This is a genomic window from Halobacillus seohaensis (assembly GCF_042663045.1).
GTDB classification, from domain to species: domain Bacteria; phylum Bacillota; class Bacilli; order Bacillales; family Halobacillaceae; genus Halobacillus_A; species Halobacillus_A seohaensis.
The window spans coordinates 163,868-187,231 of the sequence record NZ_JBHSZV010000047.1 but is presented as its reverse complement, the minus strand read 5'-3'; the positions used below and the strand labels follow the sequence as shown (position 1 = coordinate 187,231).

Sequence of the window (23,364 nt, the reverse complement as noted above, 5' to 3'; positions counted from 1 at the left end):
ATAAAAAGTGACGAATACAGGGTTTTTGTTCAACATTAAATATTGGATAGGAAAAAAATGGTACTGGATACCGTTATTTGTACTACTAGTATGGACGATTGTCCCGTTAATCTGGGCATTGTCTGCATCCTTTAAAGAAGCAACCGAAGTATATCAAACCCCCGTCAGTTTGATTCCTGAAAGCTTCAATTTCAATAATTATATCCGGGTGTTTGAATACGATAACTTTTGGCGTTACTTATTTAACAGTGTGTTTCTGGCAGTGACGACTACCATTATATCCGTTTTTATTAGTATTCTGGCTGGCTATGCTTTTGCACGCTATGCATTTAAATTCCGGCACATTTTGTTAATTATAATTTTAGTTCCACGAATTATTCCAAGGGCAAGTATCATCGTTCCATTGTTTACTGGAATTGCATTCTTGGGTTTCTTGGATACTTATCTGGCATTAATACTGACTTATACAGCTACTGCTGTACCGTTGGCCACATGGATTTTGGCTGGGTTCTTCAAAGTGATCCCGAAAGCGCTGGAAGAAGCAGCATCTATAGATGGAGCAAAGCCGTGGCAGATCATCTGGCATGTTGTCATTCCGATCTCACTCCCGGCGATCATCACCGTGAGTATCTTCTCCTTGCGTGAGGCTTGGAATGAATTTCCGTTCGTACTTGCTTTTACTTCTTCTCAGGAAATGCGGACATTGCCCTATCAACTGTTCATGTTGAAGGATAGTATGGGCATGCAGGACTGGCCGATGGTATTGGCATTCACGATTGTGACCATTCTGCCTTTGTTGATTCTATACATCATCTTCGAGAAAAAAGTGGTGAACAATATTTTAAGCGGTGCAGTGAAATAAAGGAGAGATAATATGGGTCTTTACGGTTTAACAACCTTTGTTTACCAGATAACTCTATGGATTGCTCGCTTAGCTTATTTAAATGTACTATGGTTTGTATTCACCCTGATGGGGTTGGGGCTGTTGGGGATTTTTCCGGCAACAGCTGCCACTTTTGCACTTGTCCGGCTCTGGATACAGGATCGGTCCACCCCAGTTTTACGAAAGTTCTGGTCGGAATATAAACAAAACTTTATCAAGTCCAATAAATTGGGGTGGTCGGTTGTTCCATTTTTTGCAACTGGTATAATTGTATTAAACTGGTCGTTAGGGAGTACCAGCTCGATTAGTTTAGTGGTTACGGTACTGGCGGTCATTGGGTTGATCGTGGTAAGTTTCTATAGTTTATATTTATTCCCGGTGCTTTCTCATTACAATGTCGATATAAATGAAGTCTATAAGTATGCCTTTTATATCGCCGCTTCCTATCCGCACTATGCATGTGGCATCATCATTCTGTGGATAATAATGGTGACAGGCTTTTTTTACACCGGCTTTCTAATTTTTTTCTTCGCAAGTATTACAGCGCTCATTTTCATGTACGGTTCAGAGGTTGTTTTTAATAAAATTCAGATTAAACAAACGAGAGCAGAGACTGTATAACAGGATGGCAGCAGCTAAGGAAAATGGGGGATGAAGGTGCTTCAAAAGTTTACTAACTTTTATAAAAATCTCACTTTACGAAAAAGAATTGTCTACTTATTTACATTGGCCGCTTTTATCCCGTTTTTTTGTGCTGTTATTCTCTCCTATAACGCCATTTATACGATTTTGGAAAATAAACTGGAGGACGGGGCGTTCAGCCATTTGAAACATACGGAATTATCGCTATCTAACACGATGAACGACCTTGCTCAAATCTCCCATCAGTTTGTCTATCCAAGCAGTCTCGCTTTAAAGTTAAAGGATCTACAGGAAACGGATGATCCTGCAGAATTAACTTCATTGAATGAAGCTATTCAAACAGAACTGGATTACATATCTTATACGAATTCAACAGCCGGCTTGACCATGTACGTTGATAATGGCGGGCGGCCTGTATTCCGCAATATGCCGGTTAGACAAGATTTCTCTTTTGATGAACTGCCGGTCATCGGTAAGTATAGTGGCATCACATACTACGGCCCCCATATTAGCAACAATCCCTTAAATACGAGATATGTAGTATCAATATCAAAGGAAGTAAACATACCGGATAATGATTCTGTGCAGCTCTATATAGAATCAAGTTTCAGTCTGACCCAAAACATGCTGAAAGCTAATCAACAGGTCAATAACTCATTCTTCCTTCTGCTTGATGGAGATGGGAGAATTGCCTATAGCGAACTCAACAGTTTGTTTGCTGTAGATGATTATTTCGACGAAATCGTAACAGGAGATATCTCTGGTTCAATCGGAGGATACTACTGGTTTCGAACGGAAAGTGACCAGGGATGGAGTATGGTTTCTTTAATATCAAGTGGGGAATACAACGAGGAAAAGACAATATGGATTACGCAGATGCTCATACTAGCTGTCATATTCGGTATGTTTAGTTTAGCAATTGCATTCCTTCTCCGAAAAATGGTCTATAAGCCAATACGGCAATTCGATTCGGAAATTCAAGCTATTACTACAAATAATTTTCAATTCAAGTCTGAACCAACCAATATTCCTGAATTTGATGAATTTCTGGACCAGCTACAGCATATGAAAAAACGAATAGCCGAATTGATTGAGGAAGTGGAGCTGAAAGAAAAGAAGCGGGCAGATTTAGAAATCGAAAAGCTTATGTATCAAATCAATCCGCACTTCCTGATGAATACGCTGGATACGGTTCATTGGCTCGCCTTAATCAATAAACAAACAGATATTGATCAATTAGTTTCTTCTTTAAATAAATTGCTTTATTACAATTTGAAAAAGAGTGGGAAAGTTTCCACCATCGAAGAAGAGATAGACTCCTTAGTACAATACTGTAAAATACAGGAGTTCCGTCATAATTTTTCTTTCAATATTGTAAAAAAAGTGGAGGAAGAGTCGCTGAAGACGCCTGTACCCCGGTTTATTCTGCAACCCCTTGTAGAGAATGCAATTTATCACGGGCTTGCAGAAGAAGGACATATAGAAGTCATCGTAGAGAAGAAAGACGAAAACACCATCTTGATCTCCATTCATGACAATGGGTCTGGGTTATCGGGAGAGGAAATCGAAAATATACTAAGTACCGATATTAAAAATAATAAAGAAGTCATCGGTATAGGCATGAATTATGTAAAAAGGATGCTGGAGTCCCATTATGAAAACAGAGCGTACTTCACAATTAAAAGTGAAAAAGGAAAAGGGACGACCGTGGAGCTACATCTCCCGATTAATTAGCTTTTATTAAAGGCTTGATATGTAAACGCTATTTTAGATTTTGTATAGTAGGCTTTTTAAAAACTGATTGTCTGTGAGTAAAAGGTGAAGCCATGCTGCCTAATGTAAGTATGACCCTTCTCTCCACCCCTCAATGTAAGCCCGAATGGATCACATTGATAAGCGATGGAATTATTCACTTGATTATGAGCTACCCAATGATAAGGCATATATAAAATTAAAACGGGCTCACTTAACGTATTATTACGGGATGCAACAAGGTGCTTTTTTCTAAATTTATTGTCTTAGCACACTGGGATGTAGGTGAAGGAAACGCACATCGAATTGATAATATGATCAATGATGTCTACTTTTTCATCCTAGTCAAGTACCCTTGTAGATATATGACCACAGGATTTGCCTTTATTCTTCGACGTAATAGGCGAAGCAAGATAAAGAGAAAACTAATCTGTATGAATTATAAAATTGAAAACGTTATCAGAAAGGAGATTAAATTGAAAAATAATCTAGTTAACATTAAACAAAAGATTATTAATGGTGAGACGTCCTTGGGCATTGAATTTGGATCGACGCGTATCAAAATAGTGCTGATAGATAATTGTTTTGCAACCATCGCATCTGGAAATTATGAGTGGGAAAACCGATTAGAAAACGGATTTTGGACATACCATTTAGAAGAGATTATTACTGGCCTACAAGCTGCTTATAGTGATATGAAACAAAAGGTAGTACACAATTATGGAATTACCATTCAGAAAATTGGTTCTATTGGAATTTCTGCCATGATGCACGGCTATATGGCTTTAGACAACAAAGGTGAGCTTCTTGTTCCATTCCGTACCTGGCGTAATGCAACCACAAGTGCTGCAGCCAACAAATTAACGGATCTATTTCGATTCAATATTCCGGAACGCTGGAGTATCGCCCATCTTTACCAAGCCATTTTAGCTAAGGAGAACCATTTACCGCGCGTTGATTTTATCACTACTTTAGCTGGATTTATTCACTGGTTACTGTCTGGTAATAAAGCAATTGGGGTTGGAGACGCCTCCGGCATGTTTCCCATTGATGAATCAACGCAAGATTACAATGAATCAATGGTGAAGCAGTTTGATGAACTAATCGCTACTCTAGACTATCCCTGGAAGCTGAAAGGTATTCTTCCTACCGTTTTTCTAGCCGGTGAACAAGCAGGTGAACTAACAGAAGCGGGAGCGAAAATTCTTGATAATTCAGAGGATTTACAACCAGGAATCCCCTTCTGTCCTCCAGAAGGGGATGCTGGTACAGGGATGGTTGCTACAAACAGTGTGAGGAAACGTACCGGGAATGTCTCCGTAGGAACTTCTGTTTTTGCCATGATTGTGTTGGAGAAAGAACTATCAATCGTACATCCGGAAATCGATCTGGTCACCACACCAAGTGGTAGTCCAGTGGGAATGGTTCATGCGAATAACTGCTCAAGTGACATCAATGCCTGGCTCGGATTGTTCCAAGAATTTTATGAAGCGATGGGACAAAATGTTGAAACGGATGAGTTATTCACTGTGATGTTTAATAAAGCATTGGAAGCTGACCCGGATGGTGGAGGTTTGCTTAGCTACGGATATTTCTCAGGTGAAAATATTACAGGATTAGAAGAAGGCCGCCCACTTTTTGTTCGTTCCCCAAAGAGTAATTTTAACTTAGCAAACTTTATGAGAATCCATCTTTTTACTGCTTTTGGTGCTTTGAAAATTGGAATGGATATTTTGACAAAGGAAGAAAATGTGGCAATTGATAACATCCTGGGTCATGGTGGTTTATTTAAAACCCCTGTTGTGGGACAAAAAATTGTAGCAGCTGCCATGAATGTTCCAGTTTCCGTTATGGCAACAGCTGGAGAAGGCGGTGCCTGGGGAATTGCTATTCTTGCTTCTTACATGAGGAACAAAAATCACAAAGAAAGTTTAGAAGATTTTCTTGATAAAAAAGTCTTTTCTGGAGTTAAGGTACAAGAAATGTACCCAGATCGATTGGATGTAAAAGGATTTGAAACATTCATCGAACGATACAAAGAAGGATTAGTGATTGAACGGGCCGCAATAGACAATCTAGTGGAAAACGGGAGGGATTGATGTGTTAGAACAACTAAAAGAAGAAGTGTTCCAAGCAAACCTAGAATTGCCAAAGCAAGGACTTGTGAAATATACATGGGGAAATGCAAGTGCGATAGATCGTGAAAGCGGTTTATTTGTAATTAAACCAAGTGGTGTGGGTTATGAAACTATGAATGCCAGTGATATGGTGGTGGTTGATTTAGAAGGTAATGTGGTGGAAGGAGAACTAAATCCTTCATCAGACACACTGACTCATGCAATACTTTATAAGCATTATCCAGCAATCGGTGGTATCGCACACACTCACTCCACCTGGGCGACAATCTGGTCTCAAGCAGGCCTTGATGTACCAGCGATGGGTACCACTCATGCAGATACATTCTATGGTTCCGTTCCATGTGCTCGTTTCTTGACCCAAGAGGAGATTGATCGTGGCTATGAGGCTGAAACTGGCAAAGTAATCATTGAGACCTTCGAAGAGAGAGGTTTAGATATTTTAGCTGTTCCCGGTGTCTTACTTCAAGGACATGCTCCGTTTACCTGGGGGAAAGATGTGAAGTCAGCGGTAATAAGCAGTGTGGTACTAGAGGAAATTTCGAAAATGAATTTATTTGCACGCGAATTAAACCATTTCGCTCAAGAGTTACCACAGCGTATTTTAGATAAGCACTATTTACGTAAACATGGAGAAAATGCCTATTACGGGCAAAAATAATATATTTCTTACATGAGAAAAGAGAATTATTATGTCAGCGATAGAAAAAATTTGGTTTGTTGTAGGATCGCAACACCTTTATGGTGAAGAAACATAAGCAAAAGTCAAAGCTAACGTGCAAAGAATGGCAGATGAATTGAATGAAAGGGTGTTTACCTTACCCGATTGTATTACAAGAATTAGCTGTTAGTGCAGATAAAATTGCAAATATAATGAAATAAGTTAATTACCCTGACGAAGTTTGCAGGTGTTATTACATGGATGCATACGTTCTCCCCTGCCATATAAGGATTCGTGGTACAAAATTATTACAAAAACCACTGCCCTATCTAGCAACACTATTCAAAGAAAGTATTCCATGGGAATCAATTGATATGGATTTTATGAATCTTAACCAATCTGCTCATGGGACAGGGCAGTATGGGGGAATCAATGCCCGCTTGAATAAAAAGAATAAAGTTGTTGTCGGTTATTGGGAACGCTCAGAAGTCCAAAAGCAAAGTGCAGTGCAGAATGGATGGATGTAGCCGTTGCTGTTAACGAGAGCTTTAATATCAAAGTCGCACGATTAGGTGACAATATGCTTCGCATGGGAGAGACTGAAGGGGAAAATTTCAATTTGGGTGGACTGTTGACTACTTCGGTATTGGAGACCTTGTACAGTACGCAGATGCTGTTAAAGACGAAATAGTTGATTTATGAGTTGATTATGGGAAGTAGTTGAAGCTTGAAACACCGATAAGATAGGAACTTTCATTACTTATATCTAAATATTTCATTTAATTAAGTTATAAGCGGCATTCCATCAAAAATTAGTGATAGAATCGAAACAAGCTTACTTTATTACTAATATAGAAATATACATCCCTTATCATAAGAGGTCGAAAGTTTCTGAGGCTAGAGTAAATGGTGAAAATCTGTTGTTGCCAAATTGTTGCCGAGTTGTTGCCCAAATTGGTAGAAAAACCTGTAAATCAATCCTATTCAAACCTAATTCTATGGGAGAAAGTACTGACAATATAGGTATTTATCAAGATTTATTACAACCATTCCTATTTAGTTGCCCACCTTGACAGGGTGGAAGTCGTTGGTTCGAGCCCAATCGGAATCATCATACAAAGTGCCGGAGTGGCGCGGTTTCCTAACTAGGGGAGGCCGCGTCACTTCTTTTATTTTTCGTAGAAAGGGAAACAATCAAACAGGTATTTGATCAATTTCTTGATGTGAAGAGAAAGTAGTGCGATTAGAGTGATAAAACTTCAACCTTTGCCGATTCATCTTTTCATATTTTTCTCTCCTTAATTTATAAAGAGGAGTAAGTCCTAAATAGGGAAATTGCAACAACATAATTTATAAACAAAGGATTAATTTAGTGTATAAAATCACATGTTAATTATAAATTATTTCGATAAGCAATTATTCTAATTGTGGAGGTGAAAATTATGAAAAAAGACAGTATTAAAGAATTAGTTACTGAAGAAACACAAAGACTATTCCCGAAGTATAAAGAGGCTCATCCATCCTTTTTTTATGAGATTGTTAAAAAAGTAACCGATGATTTTTTTGATGCTTATGTATCAGATACATTGGGAAGTGAAGCACACACAAGAGAACTTATAGCTTCGGAGTTAGAGGTTATAAAAAAAGCTTTAAGATAACTAATATATTATAATTCACACTAAAAAGCCCACTATCCAGTGGGCTTTTTAGTGTGAATTATAAATGGGAATTGGATGTTTTGTTCTTATAAGATGGGCTTGGTTGCTTTTTTCTTTTGTATAGGGATCTACAAACCAAGATCAAAGTATTAAAGGAGCAATGCATGAGGAATCCAAAGCTATGAACGTTTGAAGAATAAGATTTTTATAGATAAGAAAACAAGAACTTAGGTTTTTAATCAAAAGGTGCAATGGTGTATTCTTCACCATATTTGAAAGAGAACGTTATAAAAAGTCCTAAAAGGAAGGTTGACATTGATTCTCAATTGAAATATTATAATAACAGATGAAAATGATTCTCAATATCATAAAGGAGGAATTTATATGAAAGGTACCCAATTACAAAAAAAGTGGGGACTTATTTTATTTGTATTATTTATTACCACACTACTTGCTGCTTGCGGAAGTGAGAGTGAGAGTGCATCATCCCAAGAAAACAAGGATTCTTCAGGGGAAGAATCGAATACACGAGAAATTGAACATGCAATGGGAACGACAACGATCGAGGGAACTCCCGAGAAAGTTGTGACTCTTTATCAAGGGGCGACAGATGCAACGACTGTTTTTGATATAGAACCTGTAGGGATCGTAGAATCTTGGGTAGAGAAGCCCATTTATAAATACCTTCGGGATGACTTAGAAGGAACACCACTTGTAGGGGAGGAAACTCAGCCGAATTTAGAGGAAATTGCAGAATTAAATCCAGATGTAATTTTCGCCTCGAAACTTCGTCATGAAGAAATTTATGAAAAACTAAACCAAATTGCTCCTACCGTTGCGATTGATCAAGTCTATGACTTCAAAGAAACGGTCAAGTTAATGGGAGAAACGTTGAACAAACAAGATAACGCTGATGAAGTGCTAACCAGCTGGGACAATCGTATCGAAGACTTTAAAACAAAAGCTGCTGAAAAACTAGGAGATCAGTGGCCACTTAACGTATCTGTCCTTAATTTCCGTAGTGATCACGCCCGTGTCTACTTTGACAGTTTTGCTGGATCTATCTTGTCTGAAGCAGGTTTCACAAGGCCAGAGAATCAGCAATCTGATGAGTGGGGCATGAAATTAACTGATAAAGAAAGCATTACCGAAATGAACGCTGATGTCTTCTATATTTTCATGAGTGATGAACCTGCTGTTGAAGATACTTACAAGGAATGGACCAACCATCCTCTTTGGAAGAACCTAGACGCTGTGAAAAATGATGAGGTTCACATGGTAGATGAAGTTACTTGGAATATGGCCGGAGGGATTCGAGCGGCTAACTTAATGCTCGACGATTTATATAACCGGTTTGATTTGGAAAAATAAATCCCCAAAGATAGGAGGTATCCTCCTATCTTTGTTTCTTTGGAGAGAGATATAATGAGCATACTTAAAACTAACCGAAAGATAAAATGGACCATCCTTTTAGTGTTATTGCTTCTATTTGTAACCGCTGTTTTTTTAAGCATAGCCATAGGAAAAACCTCTATACCTCTCTCTACGGTTTGGAATGCCTTTTTCAATTATGATTCCTCTAGCACAAATCAGATAATTATTCGTACATCACGATTAACGAGAACATTAATCGCTATTACCATTGGAGCAAGTCTATCGATCGCTGGAGCTCTTATGCAAGCATTAACTCGTAATCCTCTAGCAGCTCCAGATATTTTCGGGGTCAATGCAGGGGCATTATTCTTTATCGTGGCCTCAGCAACTTTTTTTTCTGTAGAATCTTTAAGTGGTTATATGTGGATTGGTTTTTTAGGAGCTGGTATTGCTGGTTTTATAGTATATTTACTAGGTTCTATGGGAGAAGATGGTTTATCACCTATTAGAATTGTTTTAGCAGGAGCGGCCATTAGTGCCCTTTTCGTATCATTTACTCAAGGAATGCTTGTCTTAGATGAACAACGTATGCAAAGTGTTTTATTTTGGTTAGCTGGATCTGTAGCGGGCCGAGATTTAGACCTTCTTCTCCCGGTGCTTCCTTTTATTTTAGGGGCGATTATCCTTTCGTTATTAATCGGGAAGCCTCTAAACATCCTTATGTCTGGTGATGATGTAGCTAAGAATCTTGGTCAAAATACCGGTGTACTCAAATTGTTAATCGGAGTTACCATTGTTTTTCTAGCTGGAGGATCCGTAGCTGTAGCAGGATCTGTAGGGTTTATCGGGCTCGTTGTGCCTCACATTGTAAAAGGAGTCACAGGACCAGATTATCAATGGATTTTACCAATTAGCGGTTTATTCGGAGCTACCTTGTTGTTGTTTGCGGATATCGCTGCGAGACTCGTCATTGCGCCTCAAGAAATGCCTATAGGGGTCATGACGGCTCTTTTCGGAACGCCATTTTTCATTTATATCGCTAGAAAAGGGGTGAAGAAAAATGGGTGACTATTATACGGTCAGAGGTAAAACTGGTAAATTTTCGATGCAAATTCATAAACGATCGTTGTTTATTTTGACTTCGTTGTTACTAGCTAACCTTGCTGTTTTTATTATTAGTCTTTCATCTGGAAGTAGTTATATTCCAATTGGAGTGGTTATAGAAGAACTCGTCAGTGAAAGTGACCACTCTTTTATCCTTAATGAACTCAGATTGCCTCGTGTGCTTATGGGCCTTATTGTAGGAGCAGGTCTTGGTGTTTCAGGACTAATTTTACAAGGGATGATCCGCAATCCCCTGGGTTCTCCGGACATTGTAGGAGTGACAGGGGGAGCATCAGTAGGTGCTGTTATTTTCATCGTCTTCTTATTAGGTGAAGTGAGTGTCCAATGGCTTCCCCTCGCTTCCATTACTGGAGCGGCAGTTGCAACATCCATCATCTACTTATTATCATGGAAAAATGGGGTTACTCCCATGCGCTTGATCCTTATTGGTATCGGGGTTTCTGCATTAACCAATGCCATCGTGACAATGTTTATGGTATCTAGTGAGTCTGCGATTGCTTCAAAAGTATATCTATGGTTGACCGGAAGTTTATACGGTGCCAACTGGCAAGAAGTAACGATTCTTGTTCCGATTATCATTAGCTTGATCTTTTTATCGCTCTTTTTTACTGGGACAGTGGATGTCAAACAGTTAGGAGATGACATAGCGACTGGAATGGGGGTTCGTGTACAGTTTTTTCGTTTTCTTTTACTTTCCTTGAGTGTTGGACTTGCTGGAGCGTCCGTTTCATTTGCTGGTGGAATAGCCTTTGTAGGGTTAATTGCACCTCATATCGCTCGGCTTTTACTGAGTCGATCGTTTGCTAACTTAGTATTAGGATCTGCTTTTATCGGATCGCTAATTGTAATGATCGCTGACATCATTGCACGTACAGCTTTTTTACCATCAGATATTCCCGCCGGCGTCTTTACAGCTGGAATCGGTGCGCCATTTTTCATTTATCTACTATATCGAAATCGAAAGGCGATGAGTGAATGACTTCCGTTCAATCATTAATTGAAGAAGAGTCTACCTGTATAGCATTTTTAAAACATCAACAAAAAAACATCTACGCTCCCAATTTAAAGGTTACCGCGTCCATGATCATGAAAAAGTATGCACAGGTTCTTTCTTTCTCTGTGTTGGACTCAATGGTAAGGGGAGGAAAAAGCAAAATAATCCCTCTATCTGCGTGCTATATTAGTGAGGATCTGGACATTCAGGTAGATTCATTACAAATCACTTACACTGACTCACGCCTGGAAGTTTGGGAGGAGTTCTTCACCCATCATCTTTTTCCACTGTTGAACGTATTTCACAACGTGACGAATCTTCCTCTTATCATTTTATGGGAGAACATAGCGGTTCGGATAAACTCATTCTTTAGAAAAGCAATGGACCGGCACCCTGATCATCAACAAAAGATCGTCCACCTTGCTGAAGAAATGAATCAATTGGACGGAAGCTATTTCAACAGTGTAAAACATCCGATGAGTACTTATCTTACTGCTCCTAAATCTCTCGGCGAGCATAAAACGCGATGCACTTGCTGCTACTTTCATAAATTAGAAAAGAAGAAAGAAAAGCTTACTCATTGCCTTGTTTGTCCGCTCGGTAATCAGAATTGTTCTTCATAATTAATCTTCGTGATATAAGGAAGGTTCTTGTCTCGGGAGACTCTAATATTATAACGGGGTAGAGTATTTCAAATAAATGGTGGACATAAGTTTTTATCATGTCATTGATTATGATGAAGCCTCGTGAAGTGAATATTCCACTAGGTTATTTGTGTTACATAGAATCACTGGTCTACCTTCTAATATAACCCAAATATACTTTTTCACGGCACCTCTACTATACAGTTTGTAAGGAGGAATCATATATTACTAAATAAACCTAAAAAGGATGTTATTATATGTCTTGCATAATAGTAGGAAAACTTAAATTTAATAGTATAAGTGGGGGAGTCATAAATTTTGGAGATTCACTTTATATTGCTCCAAAAAGTGTTGAAAAGGCTATTTCTGGTTCAGGTGGCGGTGGAGTAGGAGACTTTCAAATCGTTTCTACCGGAATGAGTATTACCAATGGAGTTGATCCAGATATAACAGATCAAAATCTGATAGCCAACAACTAGCTTTTAGTTAGGGACTCTCAACATAGATGGAAACCTTATCTCTATAAGGCTAATAGACGTTTCTCCCTGCTGTTAACCTAGAAGGCTGACGTTAAATTTTACGTCAGCCTTCTTCGGTAGTATAGGATCGATAGTTAAGTTAAATTCATTCTATTTTTGGTGCACTTTGGAGTTTTTTCATTATGTTGTAGTAACATACTGCAAAAATCATTTACTTACTTGATTTGAACCTCTTCTAAAATACTGATTTTATTGATCTGCTTTTTTTCCAAATTCAAACCAGTGGATCCGATTATTTTTTCATCATTTCTTCTTGAGCCATTTTGATCATTTCCTTAACCATGTTTCCACCAATTGCCCCACCGACTTTCCCTGCTTGTTCTGCGGTTATTTGGCCGTTATACCCTTTTTTTAATGGAATTCCTTGTTCATTTGCTATCTCATACTTTACGGCATTCGGATCTGCCATGTTGACATTATATCCCTTTACTTTCATGACTCGCGCTTTTAATAGATCTAAACCTTCCCGGGCCTCCGAAACCAAAATTTTATTTTTTGCCATTCATATCACCTCTCTGATCTAGTATGGTTTCCAACACGGAAAATCATCAATGGTGATTTTAGGGGGTTACCGGACATTACTGCTGTAAATTAATCGTCAATCAACATTTTGAATTGATTTTCATGAACATTGATGGTCATTTAATGAATCATTAGTATCCTTAAAATTGGCGCCTTTGGCTTATTGTTATTCCAAGCAACATGTCCGAGCTGTTAACAAGGAACGCATTTCATCTGTGAATCCTTTCACTCTAATGACCATAAGAATAAGAAAAGTATTACCATTATATTTGTGTGACCGCTTGACATAGTTGACACAGTTTTTGCTTATTAAATGCAACACTTTTTTCCAGTTAAGGACTTCCTTTTTATTTGTAAGAGTGTGTATGATCGTCTTAACAATCATAAAACCACTGTTACTCTGAAGACTCGATTCCGAGATGATTGTGTGGAGAAAGGGAGGTGGGGAAGGAGTCGCTTTCCGTGGGCGTGCGCTGAGCCTCCTCAGGCTGGCGCCTTCCGGGGTCTCATCTAACCCGCGTATCCCACAGGAGTCTCCCCCTTCCCCACCGCCCCTTGCTGTATGTTTCTATCGAAATCATGCCGTTCTACCGTTACTGTTAAAGTATGAGGTATCTGTTATATCTATTGGGCTACTAGTTAAAAAACGTGGTATGGCTAGGAGCTTAATTGGCGTGTATGCCTACCCTTGTAAAACCATTTCCAAATTTACATTACAGGTTAATTTGATGTCCTAAGTGGAACATTTCAATCGCAATAATTACACAGCCCCACGATTCTCACGTATGAAGCTTCTACTCACGTGAAGATGCTTCCGTTCTCCTCACAAAGCAAGAAAGTCCGGGAAATCGCAATGAACGAATCCTCCCCGGCATAGGAGAATGTGTCTTACCTATGCTATAGAATAGAGCATCACCACCCCACACGATTCTCACGTATGAAGCTTCTGCTCACGTGAAGATGTTTCCGTTCTCCTTACGAAAGCAAGAAGGTCCGGGAAATTATGAGACTCCTGTGGGATGAACATGATCGGTGAGATCCCGTAAGGCGTAGCCTGAGGAAGCTCACCTCATGCCCACGGAAAGCGAGTGATTTCCCGGACCTTCACACGTCATCCTTTGTAACGGAAGACACCGGAATGTCTCGAAGCTGTCTTCCACATAAGGGCAGAAGTAGATCATTTCAATGGAAATATTCACACACCATCCCCCATTCTCCGATGAAAAGCAACGGAACCGCCACACTTTTATTAAACAATCTGGGGCGTTAGTTCAATAACTCTAATATCTAAGAAGAACCTTCACCGTATGAATCAGGACAATGATTAACAGATGTTTTGTTATTAGAGGCTGCAATTCACTATAAAATGGGGATGATAATTTCCAGTAAAGTGTGTCAGTTATTTTAGCAGAAACTGTTTCATTTTAAATGACGGTCACAATTTGATGATATTAATATGATAACAGTTGTTTGAGCTCTCATTTGGAGGACATTTTTTTATTTACCACAAATAAATTTTAAAAAGATGAAAGCAAACTCTCTAGTTGAGATGAATGAAATTTAGTTATGGTTTTCAGCAAGGACAGGGCCCTTTCATACATAAATACGAAAAATAACTATATATTCACAAAAAGCCAAGGTATCGACCTTGGCTTTTCTTGGTGAAAGCTATACGATTGGATATTGGCGATGGTAGTCTTTAGTATTTAACAAATGCTGTCCCCACAATGATCAAAAGAATAAACAATACGACGATTAAAGCAAAACCACCGCCGCCTTTATAGCCGCCATAGCCACCGTAACCGCCGTAGCCACCTAATCCATAACTCATAAACTCACCACCTTTTTCTCCTTAATGCTATAGCTTATTCTTAGAATGATGTAACGGAAAGGCGTGTACCTTGGTAACATAAAAAAACTGATTTCGTCGTAAAATTCCGAGGAGTCCCTACCTCTTTGTTGTCTCAAAAACCTCAAAACCACTATATTGCGGTATCATATGTTTTCAGTATGTTTTATTGGTATAGATATATGACGTTATATGTATTAAGAGATAAATTTAAAAGTGTGCTCAGACATATTAATATCGTGGAAAAGGATGCTGCGACAATTACAATAATTGATGATATGATGATAGCGTTAACAATTAGGACTAACTCGTAAAAGAGGTGAAAACTTGCTTATTCTAGCAATGATAGAGCGGTTGGGTGTTATTGTTATGGTTGCTTTTGTTCTAACACGCCTTCCTTTTTTCCGTCGTTTATTTGACCAGCAGCATTCTTCGATTAACCAACGCCAAAGAATGTTACTTGTTATCATATTTGGGTGCTTTGGTATTATTGGTACCTACACTGGAATTATTATCAATCCAATGGAGAATTCTATTGATCATTGGACTTTTGTGTTAAATGAAGACGAAGCGCTTGCAAATTCACGTGTGCTCGGAGTGGTAGTAGCAGGTCTTTTGGGCGGGTGGAGAATTGGTGTTGGAGCAGGGGTTATTGCAGGTGTCCATCGTTTTTTCCTTGGGGGATTTACCAGTATTGCTTGCGGTATTGCGGCGATTGTAGCTGGAGTTATATCTGGTATAGTGTCCTCCAAGTACAAAAAGAGCCGTATCGTAACTCCTAAAGTTGCACTTATTGTAGGAGGTTTGGCTGAAGCAGTACAAATGCTTATTATTTTAGGAGTAGCAAAACCGTTTGATCATGCACTTGCACTTGTGCAAAGCATTGGCATCCCTATGATCATCGCTAACGGAATTGGAACAGCTATTTTTGTATTGATTATTCGTAGTGTTATCCAAGAAGAAGAGCGTATAGGTGCTTTTCAATCACAAAAAGCACTTCGTATTGCTAACCTAACGCTAACTCATATGCGGAAAGGTTTGACGACTAGCTCTACAGCAGAGGTTTGTTCGATTTTGCATAAAGAAATTCCTTCATTAGCTGTTGCGATGACTAATCGAAATCAAATTCTTTCTCATATCGGGAACGGGAGCGACCACCATAGACATGGTTATGATATACGCACGGAAGCGACGCGACAGGTCATTGAAACTGGAGAAGGTATAAATGTTAATAAAGAGTCCATTCAGTGCAATCATCCGACATGTCGGTTTCAGGCTGCAATTATAGCTCCACTTAAGCAAAAAGATAAAACGATTGGAACTTTAAAGGTTTATTTTTCATCGGAAAAGATGATTTCACCAATCATGCTCGAACTTATTCAGGGATTATCTACGTTACTCAGCCATCAGCTTGAAATCGCAGAAGTAGAAAAACATCGTGCCATTGCACAAGAATCAGAAATAAAAGCACTTCAAGCGCAAGTCAGTCCTCATTTTCTTTTTAATGCCATGAATACCATTGTGTCGTTAATTCGAACGAACCCTGATCGAGCAAGAAAACTGTTAATTGCTCTTTCCTCTTTTTTTCGACAAAACCTTGCAGGTACAACGAAAAACTTTTCGACTTTGCAAGAGGAAGTTGACCATGTGAAAGCATATTTAGCTATTGAGGAAGCCAGATTTTTTGACCGATTAGATGTATCATATGATTTAGATGAAGAAGTTCTAAGTGCCAGAGTACCATCTATGACACTCCAACCACTTATCGAAAATGCGATCAAACACGGATTAAAGATTAAACAAGCGGACGGAAAAATAAGAATAGAAATCCGGAAAAACGGTGCAAGCGCTCGGGTGCGTATTGAAGATAATGGTGTAGGCATTCAAAGTGATCGGTTACTGCAACTTCTAAATGAATCTGTTACCTCAGAGAATGGAACGGGGATTGGACTTTATAATGTAAATGCAAGACTTATAAAAATGATAAGTGAACATTCAAATTTACTCATTGAGTCAACGATTGATAAAGGCACAATAATTACCTTTTCCGTTCCGATTAAAGAACAAGAAGTTGAAAGGAGTGATGTAAAGGATGGAGCTAAGAACTATTATAATTGATGATGAACCCTTTAGCAGGGAGGAATTACTGTATTTACTCAAAAATCATAAAGAAATAACGATAGTCGGTGAAGCAAGTTCTGCAGAGAAAGGCTTGGAAGTAATATTACGTGAAGAACCAAACGTGGTATTCCTTGATATTGAAATGACAGGGATGAATGGTGTTGAATTGGTTGAGACGTTACAAAAATTAAAACGTCCACCATCAGTGGTTTTTGCAACTGCCTATCCTGACTACGCAGTAAAAGCCTTTCGATTGGAAGAAGCAGTTGATTATTTGCTTAAACCTTTTGATGAATTGCAAGTATCTCAAGCCGTCAATCGGTTGTTACAAAAACATACTAAGTCAACTCAACAACCGATAACTGGTGGAACGGGAAAACTTGCGGTGCAACTTGAAGATCGAATTTCTTATCTTGATCCTAAAAAAGTTCTTTATATTTACAAAGAAGGAAGAGATACCTTTATTGTGGCTGAAAGTGGTACGTTTTCATCAAAAACAGCATTAAAAGAATTGGAAACAAAGCTAAAAGGCTTTTCTTTCTTTCGTGTGCATAAAGGATATTTAGTTAATATGGACAAAGTGGAAGAGTTAGTGTCCTGGAGTACTAGCGTTTTTCAATTAAAGTTGAAAAATAACAAAGATCATATTCCTGTAAGTAGAAACTATGTAAAGGAATTACGGGAAACACTAGAGCTTTGAAAAAGCTACACACCAAATGTGTAGCTTTTTTTGGTTATGTAGTAAATGTCGAAGAAAATTTGAGAGATCTTCTAAAGAAATCCCATAATCTTAGATATTTCAAACAAGAATTTCGACCTTTCCGCATGATATAGTACACGTTACCCACAAATATGTATAAGCTGTGATAAAAAACGTTATGATGTAAGCGGATTCATTAAGTATAAACCAAGAGGAGGAAAAATAAATGATTACCTTTCTCATAGCAATTGTTATTCTAATTATAGGGTATTTTACGTACGGTAAATTTGTTGAAAAAGTTTTCGGAGTGAAGGATGAACGAGTTACACCAGCTTATGCAAATACTGATGGTGTAGATTATATTCCGATGAATACAAAGCGGAATTCCTTAATTCAACTTTTAAATATAGCCGGTGTTGGTCCAATTTTCGGCCCAATTATGGGAGCGCTTTACGGACCAGTTGCGTTTATATGGATCGTATTTGGTTGTATATTTGCAGGTGCGGTTCATGATTATTTAACAGGTATGATTTCCATTCGAAATCGGGGAGCTCATTTACCAGAGTTAGCTGGAAAATTCTTAGGAAAAGCGTTTAAACATGTTGTAAATGCTTTCTCTATTCTCCTGTTATTGCTAGTAGGTACAGTGTTTGTGACAGCTCCTGCTGCACTTATTGCTGATTTAACACCTGCTTGGATTTCGATGAGTGTAATTATCGCAGCAATTTTCGTTTACTATATTGTAGCAACATTGCTGCCTATTGATAAAATTATTGGGCGTTTGTATCCAATTTTTGGGGCTATGTTACTAATTAGTGCAATAGGTATTGGAGGAGCATTAGTAATCCAAGGACATCCTATTCCAGAAATTACACTCCAAAACATGCACCCAGGTGGTTTAGCAATATTTCCGTTATTATTCTTAACAATATCTTGCGGAGCTTTATCAGGTTTCCATGCTACTCAAACACCGATGATTTCGCGAACAACGCAAAACGAGAATCAAGGTCGGAAGATCTTTTACGGTATGATGATACTTGAAGGAATTATTGCGATGATTTGGGCTGCGGCCGGAATGGCGTTATTTAGTGGACAAGGATTAAACGAAATCTTGGCTGCAGGTGGACCTGCAGCGATTGTAAGTGAAGTATCAATTGTCACGCTGGGAGCAATTGGTGGTACGCTTGCGATTATCGGAGTTATTGTTCTTCCCATTACATCAGGTGATACGGCATTTAGAAGTGCCCGTATGATCATTGCTGATTACATTAAAGTAGGACAAAAGAAAATCATGAGCCGTCTGTGGATTGCTCTTCCATTGTTTGTGGCATCTATCGCCCTTACTCAAATTGATTTTAATATTCTATGGCGTTATTTCTCATGGGCAAATCAATCTACAGCCATGATCGCTCTTTGGGTAGGTGCTATGTATCTTGCACTTCAACGTAAAAACTACTGGATTGCTATTATACCCGCAACCTTTATAACCATGGCAACCTTTACGTATATCTTAAATGCGGATATAGGTTTGAGAATGCCAATTGGAGTTGCATACTTTGGAGCCACTCTTGTGACTGTTGGTTCGGTTATTGCCTTTTTCTTAACTGTACGATCCCGTCTTGCAGCAAATGATTCAGGTATTCGTCCTATTAAAGTTGATGAAGAACTAGAAAAATCAGCTTAATTATGAATGAGAAAAATAAATCTATCTAGGTGCTTGTACTATTCAAATGTTCGATAAAAGAACTAGAAGAAAAGAAATACAGGAAAAGAACAAATTAGTAAGATGCAGATGCGAATTTGAGCAAAATATGTAATATTAACAAAAAAATAAATTTACAAAAGGAACCTCAGTCACAGTATACTGAGGTTCCTTTTAATGTCTTGCTCCTTATCCTATTCGTTAAGGTTGCTTTTGTTAATAGATCTGGAAAATAAATGTGGTTGATTATTAAAACGAAGATGTTTTATCATCTTTTTTTATCTATCACCTTGAAAATTATCGCATTCCATTTTCTTGTGTATGACTTTCTATTGAAGAGGGCATAACGGATTATAAAAGGAGTCGATGATAATGGATTTGTCAGATGGTGAAGAATACTTTTTCTTGCACTTGATGTATGCGCGTCGTGCAGCCGTTTTAGGGATCGTAGAAGCAAAGTATTATCACGAAGTTGCGGATCGAATGTATAGTGAAATGGTTTTGGTGAAGGAAGCGAAAAAGGGTGATAGGTTCCTGGAAATGATCCGTTTTATGAAAAATGAAGAAAAAAAAGCGGTACAAACCCTTGTGGAATTGAGAAAAGACCCAAAAAACAGGTTCCCTTATACAAAAGATTGGGATTTAAAATTATCTGAAGTGATCTAATTCGGTTTTATTAGGTGAAGGGGTAATGAACAACAGATGATTATAGGTATAATAATATCTGCTCATTCTAATATTAACATCTTTGCTAATTCAGGAAAGCGGCTTATATCTAGAACTTTACACGAATATACATAAATTGGAAAATCAGCAATTTTATTAAAGGAAACAAATGAAATTCTTAAATAGTAGATGTGCTAAACCTAAATAATAGTGCTAGATTATAAGGTTAATTATAATCTAGCAAATTTGTAGCGACTATAGGTGTCATAAGAAATGGCTAGTATTTTTTGTGAAGAGGGATGATTTGTCCCCTAATTTCTCCACCAGGGTTTTGCTCCGTGTGAGCATTCACATACGTAAGTTCTTTTCGCATATATTTTAGTAAGTCACTGACATCATCTACACCTACGTTATTATCGACGATGTCTTTATCTGTAATAATTCCAGTAATTACACCTCGACGTGTGCTTATTCCGTTTTGCTCCTCTAACGTCATTAGGTCAGCCCCAAAAAGGAAAGCAAGGACGGGACCATTTTCATCGCGGGAACCAAAATGAATATGCGCTTGAATGAAGTTTTTAATATCTTGGACTTCTAGATAAAACTTAATTTTTGTGCAATTTTTATTAGCGACGAATTCAGCGACTCCAAAAGCCTCTGTTTTTACTGGAGGTACTTCATTTTTACCTTTTAATTTCGCGGAAAATTTCTCCATAATTTTCACCTCCTATATAACTACTTTATTATATGTGAATCTATATAAATTTGAATGGGTGGTAGAATTAGAGAAAGAGTAGAAAGGGATTTGTTAATAAAATCAATGCAATTAGCAAAGGAATCGTCCCTCCTTTTAGACAACTTATTGTCATCAATTGAATTCTTGTGTTAAAACGAGTGCTAATATCATGGTTAAAATTCAGGTTTTAAGAAGGTATTGTGGATATCCTAACGGGCAGGATTGTTGAAAACTCAATTCCGAGATGATGGAGGTTCGTTACCGTATAAGGGATAGGGGTGGCTTTGAAACAACTAGCTGTGGCAAAAGCCTCCTCGGTCGTTGTCACTCCCTGTGGGGTCTTGCCTAGCTCCTTCTCCCGCGGGATTCTCGTCGTTTCAAAGCCACCCCATTCGATATGGAAATGAACGAACCCTCGTCATAGGAGATTGTGTCTTACCTCCTGCAAACGCCATCTTTGTAACGGAAATCACAGGAATGTCTTGAAGCTAAGTCTCCATAATCTAGGGCTTTAGTTTAATAAGAAAATATAAAACAAAACGCTTAGATATTTAATATCCAAGCGTTTTTGATTGCTCTTTTTACTGTTATGTGACGCGCTAAATTTGCTGTATTTTTGTATGAAAAATAATGCATATATATATTACATTCTCCGTAGTATCGGAAACTACTTACTATTTGGTAACTTGCTTATTTTTCACACGTTTACTTTTTGTTTTTGTGTCATGGTTTAATGTATTTAGTTAATAGTTCACGTGAGATTGGTCCGACAATTAGCAACTGCGATGTAAGTGCCACGATAAAGTTTAGACTAACTGTTTTAAGGTAAACTGTGAGAATCGAACCTCCTGTGGTTACGGCCGTTAAAATCAATCCGTATACTGACATAATAAAAACCATTAAAGGGGGACCATACATAAAGCAAGCGCTACAACAAAGTTTATTTCATTCGATTGATCATTAGTTAATGTTATACAAATTTGACTGATTTTCAATAAGATCAGTCTTCCGCAAACGGGACAAATTGTGGAGTAACTCGTATATTACGCAGTAGACAATTACTGCGCAATAAATTAACTTCTATTACTGATGACTTTGTGAAAGAATGTAATTAAATAACGGTCAATTTAGTAAGAAAAAATTATATTAGGTTTACAAAAGTAATTATAGAATCTTATTTCAAAAATAATATGAATACTGGGTTCCTGCCCTCGATGCGATAATCGTTAGCGCATTAGGGGTAGGATCCTTTTTTTTACTAAGCCATTAACAACGGTGCTTACGAATAATTCCAGAAAAAAGGTAAATACTAGTAAAAGTGATTTTGGTGGTTTTATAGGGCTGGCAATAACTTTACACAATCTGTTGAATAGGGGACGAAAGGAATGAATGAAACAACAGAAAATAAAAAACGTTATTTAAAAGGTGTTATTTCTCCAATAAACATTGGACTTATTACATTCAGAAACCCTTACATAGCAATGTGGTGGGCGGCAGCCTTTCCAGGATTACCTCACATTTCTATGTGTAAATATCTTACTGGATCGATATTAATTTTATGGGAATTCTTCGTAAATGTTAATGCGAATTTTAATTTAGCTATTGTATATTCTTTTATTGGGGAATTTGATAAGGCAGCAGAAATTTTGGATACACGGTGGATTCTTGTCTATATCCCTGTATATATTTATGGAATTTGGGATAGCAGGCGTTTAGTGCTTAGCACTAACAAATTTTCTATTTTAGCAGATAGTTATGGTTCAGTTGACCTAATGAGTCCTACAAACGTCGCATGGTTTGATCATAACTTGTTAGACAAAATGAGACCAGGGCTCGCAGCATTTTGGTCTTTTATTTTACCGGGACTTGGACATCTTTACATTCAAAGATTACCTACTGCCTTTTACGTAATGATCTGGATAGTGATAACTTTCTACTTTTCTAATATGCTTCCAGCAATACACTTTACGGTTTTAGGAAAATTTGAAGAAGCCACATCGGTTGTTAATCCTCAATGGCTCTTATTTTTTCCTTCCATGTATGGGTTCGCTATTTTTGATTCCTATTTGTTTTGTAAAAAGTCTAACGAACTATACAAAGAGCAGCAGTCCAGATATTTAGAGAAAAACTTTCAACCGAAGGGATCTAGAACAAGGTTATTATTGAAAAGAGTTGGTAATATGAATATTGTCGCTTCCTTTGCATCTTCCATTTATGTGGAATTAGCGATTAATGAGTTAATAGAAAATGGAATTTCACAAGATAATATTTATGCCATTCCTTTGAAGGATCAACCTAAGAAAAGGAATATTGATGCCATTTCTGGAGAAGGGTTTAATTTATTTGAAGTAACGATTTCAACGGCAACTGCTTTCACTGTATTGGGAACAATTTATGGATTTATATGGTATGGTGGTCCAGTTATTTGGGGGCTGATTGGTTTTTTTGCAGGTGCAGTAGTCGGCTTAATTATTGACATTATCATAGAAAGAAAAGAAGTAATTAAAAAGATAAAAAGAGGTGAAGGTGGAGAGGTGGTGCTGATGATCAATTGTACGGAAGAAAATGCAAAGATGGTGAAGGATATCTTATTTAATCACTTTACTCTTGGTGTATCAGAGACACTTAGAGAGTAATTACATATTATTTTCCCAAGCCAGA

The 23,364-nt window shown here is 37.9% G+C and carries 20 protein-coding genes and 1 pseudogene; 17 read left to right on the top strand and 4 right to left on the bottom strand.

Going from position 1 to position 23,364, the window contains the following annotated elements:
• The first annotated feature begins 7 nt into the window (after positions 1 to 7).
• The 12 genes and pseudogenes from ACFQIC_RS17130 (at position 8) to ACFQIC_RS17075 (ending at position 12,347) form a co-directional block, all read left to right on the top strand.
• Positions 8 to 862: a carbohydrate ABC transporter permease gene (locus ACFQIC_RS17130; protein ID WP_204708627.1), complete on the top strand. Its 855-nt coding sequence runs from the start codon at positions 8 to 10 to the stop codon at positions 860 to 862.
• A gap of 12 nt (positions 863 to 874) precedes the next feature.
• Positions 875 to 1,504, top strand: a complete 630-nt coding sequence (locus tag ACFQIC_RS17125; protein WP_204708626.1) for a YesL family protein — start codon at positions 875 to 877, stop codon at positions 1,502 to 1,504.
• Between the two features lie 30 nt (positions 1,505 to 1,534).
• Positions 1,535 to 3,259: a sensor histidine kinase gene (locus tag ACFQIC_RS17120; protein WP_390217497.1), complete on the top strand. Its 1,725-nt coding sequence runs from the start codon at positions 1,535 to 1,537 to the stop codon at positions 3,257 to 3,259.
• Positions 3,260 to 3,711: 452 nt separating this feature from the next.
• Positions 3,712 to 5,376 carry a xylulokinase gene (locus ACFQIC_RS17115; RefSeq protein WP_204708646.1) on the top strand — a complete coding sequence of 555 codons (1,665 nt, stop codon included), beginning with the start codon at positions 3,712 to 3,714 and terminating at the stop codon, positions 5,374 to 5,376.
• A gap of 1 nt (position 5,377) precedes the next feature.
• On the top strand, positions 5,378 to 6,073 hold the full coding sequence (locus ACFQIC_RS17110; RefSeq protein ID WP_204708624.1) for an L-ribulose-5-phosphate 4-epimerase: 696 nt from the start codon (positions 5,378 to 5,380) through the stop codon (positions 6,071 to 6,073).
• A 31-nt stretch (positions 6,074 to 6,104) separates the two neighbouring features.
• Positions 6,105 to 6,769: pseudogene (locus ACFQIC_RS17105) on the top strand (L-arabinose isomerase family protein); the annotation flags it as partial.
• Positions 6,770 to 7,515: 746 nt separating this feature from the next.
• Positions 7,516 to 7,731 carry a hypothetical protein gene (locus tag ACFQIC_RS17100; protein WP_204708623.1) on the top strand — a complete coding sequence of 72 codons (216 nt, stop codon included), beginning with the start codon at positions 7,516 to 7,518 and terminating at the stop codon, positions 7,729 to 7,731.
• Between the two features lie 384 nt (positions 7,732 to 8,115).
• Positions 8,116 to 9,102 (top strand): ABC transporter substrate-binding protein, encoded by a 987-nt coding sequence (locus tag ACFQIC_RS17095; RefSeq protein ID WP_204708622.1) that lies wholly within the window; start codon positions 8,116 to 8,118, stop codon positions 9,100 to 9,102.
• Between the two features lie 51 nt (positions 9,103 to 9,153).
• Entirely contained in the window at positions 9,154 to 10,173 is a 1,020-nt protein-coding gene (locus ACFQIC_RS17090) for a FecCD family ABC transporter permease (RefSeq protein ID WP_390217506.1), read from the top strand.
• On the top strand, positions 10,166 to 11,209 hold the full coding sequence (locus tag ACFQIC_RS17085; protein ID WP_204708620.1) for a FecCD family ABC transporter permease: 1,044 nt from the start codon (positions 10,166 to 10,168) through the stop codon (positions 11,207 to 11,209). Before ACFQIC_RS17090 ends, ACFQIC_RS17085 begins: the two co-directional genes overlap by 8 nt.
• Positions 11,210 to 11,514: 305 nt before the next feature.
• Positions 11,515 to 11,847, top strand: coding sequence for a hypothetical protein (locus ACFQIC_RS17080; protein ID WP_390217494.1), 333 nt, complete (start codon positions 11,515 to 11,517; stop codon positions 11,845 to 11,847).
• Between the two features lie 278 nt (positions 11,848 to 12,125).
• Entirely contained in the window at positions 12,126 to 12,347 is a 222-nt protein-coding gene (locus tag ACFQIC_RS17075; RefSeq protein ID WP_204708618.1) for a spore germination protein, read from the top strand.
• A 292-nt stretch (positions 12,348 to 12,639) separates the two neighbouring features.
• Here ACFQIC_RS17075 and ACFQIC_RS17070 read toward each other — a convergent pair whose 3' ends face one another.
• Both ACFQIC_RS17070 and ACFQIC_RS17065 read right to left on the bottom strand, forming a co-directional pair.
• A complete protein-coding gene (locus ACFQIC_RS17070; RefSeq protein ID WP_204708617.1) occupies positions 12,640 to 12,909 on the bottom strand; it encodes a small, acid-soluble spore protein, alpha/beta type in 270 nt (89 codons plus the stop codon).
• 1,719 nt (positions 12,910 to 14,628) lie between these two features.
• Complete coding sequence (locus tag ACFQIC_RS17065) at positions 14,629 to 14,760, bottom strand: YjcZ family sporulation protein (protein ID WP_204708616.1); 132 nt, start codon at positions 14,758 to 14,760, stop codon at positions 14,629 to 14,631.
• Positions 14,761 to 15,105: 345 nt separating this feature from the next.
• Here ACFQIC_RS17065 and ACFQIC_RS17060 point away from each other — a divergent pair, with 345 nt between their 5' ends.
• From ACFQIC_RS17060 to ACFQIC_RS17045, 4 genes are all read left to right on the top strand, one after another.
• Positions 15,106 to 16,896 (top strand): LytS/YhcK type 5TM receptor domain-containing protein, encoded by a 1,791-nt coding sequence (locus tag ACFQIC_RS17060; protein WP_390217492.1) that lies wholly within the window; start codon positions 15,106 to 15,108, stop codon positions 16,894 to 16,896.
• Complete coding sequence (locus tag ACFQIC_RS17055; RefSeq protein ID WP_204708615.1) at positions 16,871 to 17,599, top strand: LytR/AlgR family response regulator transcription factor; 729 nt, start codon at positions 16,871 to 16,873, stop codon at positions 17,597 to 17,599. The genes ACFQIC_RS17060 and ACFQIC_RS17055 overlap by 26 nt, the downstream gene beginning before the upstream one ends.
• 226 nt (positions 17,600 to 17,825) lie before the next feature.
• The gene (locus tag ACFQIC_RS17050; RefSeq protein ID WP_204708614.1) at positions 17,826 to 19,283 is read left to right on the top strand and encodes a carbon starvation CstA family protein; all 1,458 of its coding nucleotides are present in this window, start codon (positions 17,826 to 17,828) and stop codon (positions 19,281 to 19,283) included.
• 390 nt (positions 19,284 to 19,673) lie between these two features.
• Entirely contained in the window at positions 19,674 to 19,967 is a 294-nt protein-coding gene (locus ACFQIC_RS17045; RefSeq protein WP_204708613.1) for a hypothetical protein, read from the top strand.
• A 277-nt stretch (positions 19,968 to 20,244) separates the two neighbouring features.
• Here ACFQIC_RS17045 and ACFQIC_RS17040 read toward each other — a convergent pair whose 3' ends face one another.
• Positions 20,245 to 20,682, bottom strand: a complete 438-nt coding sequence (locus tag ACFQIC_RS17040) for a CHRD domain-containing protein (protein ID WP_390217489.1) — start codon at positions 20,680 to 20,682, stop codon at positions 20,245 to 20,247.
• Positions 20,683 to 21,426: 744 nt separating this feature from the next.
• Positions 21,427 to 21,591, bottom strand: a complete 165-nt coding sequence (locus tag ACFQIC_RS21095) for a DUF2798 domain-containing protein (RefSeq protein ID WP_465260874.1) — start codon at positions 21,589 to 21,591, stop codon at positions 21,427 to 21,429.
• A 497-nt stretch (positions 21,592 to 22,088) separates the two neighbouring features.
• Here ACFQIC_RS21095 and ACFQIC_RS17035 point away from each other — a divergent pair, with 497 nt between their 5' ends.
• Positions 22,089 to 23,339: a hypothetical protein gene (locus tag ACFQIC_RS17035; protein WP_204708612.1), complete on the top strand. Its 1,251-nt coding sequence runs from the start codon at positions 22,089 to 22,091 to the stop codon at positions 23,337 to 23,339.
• Positions 23,340 to 23,364: the final 25 nt, after the last annotated feature.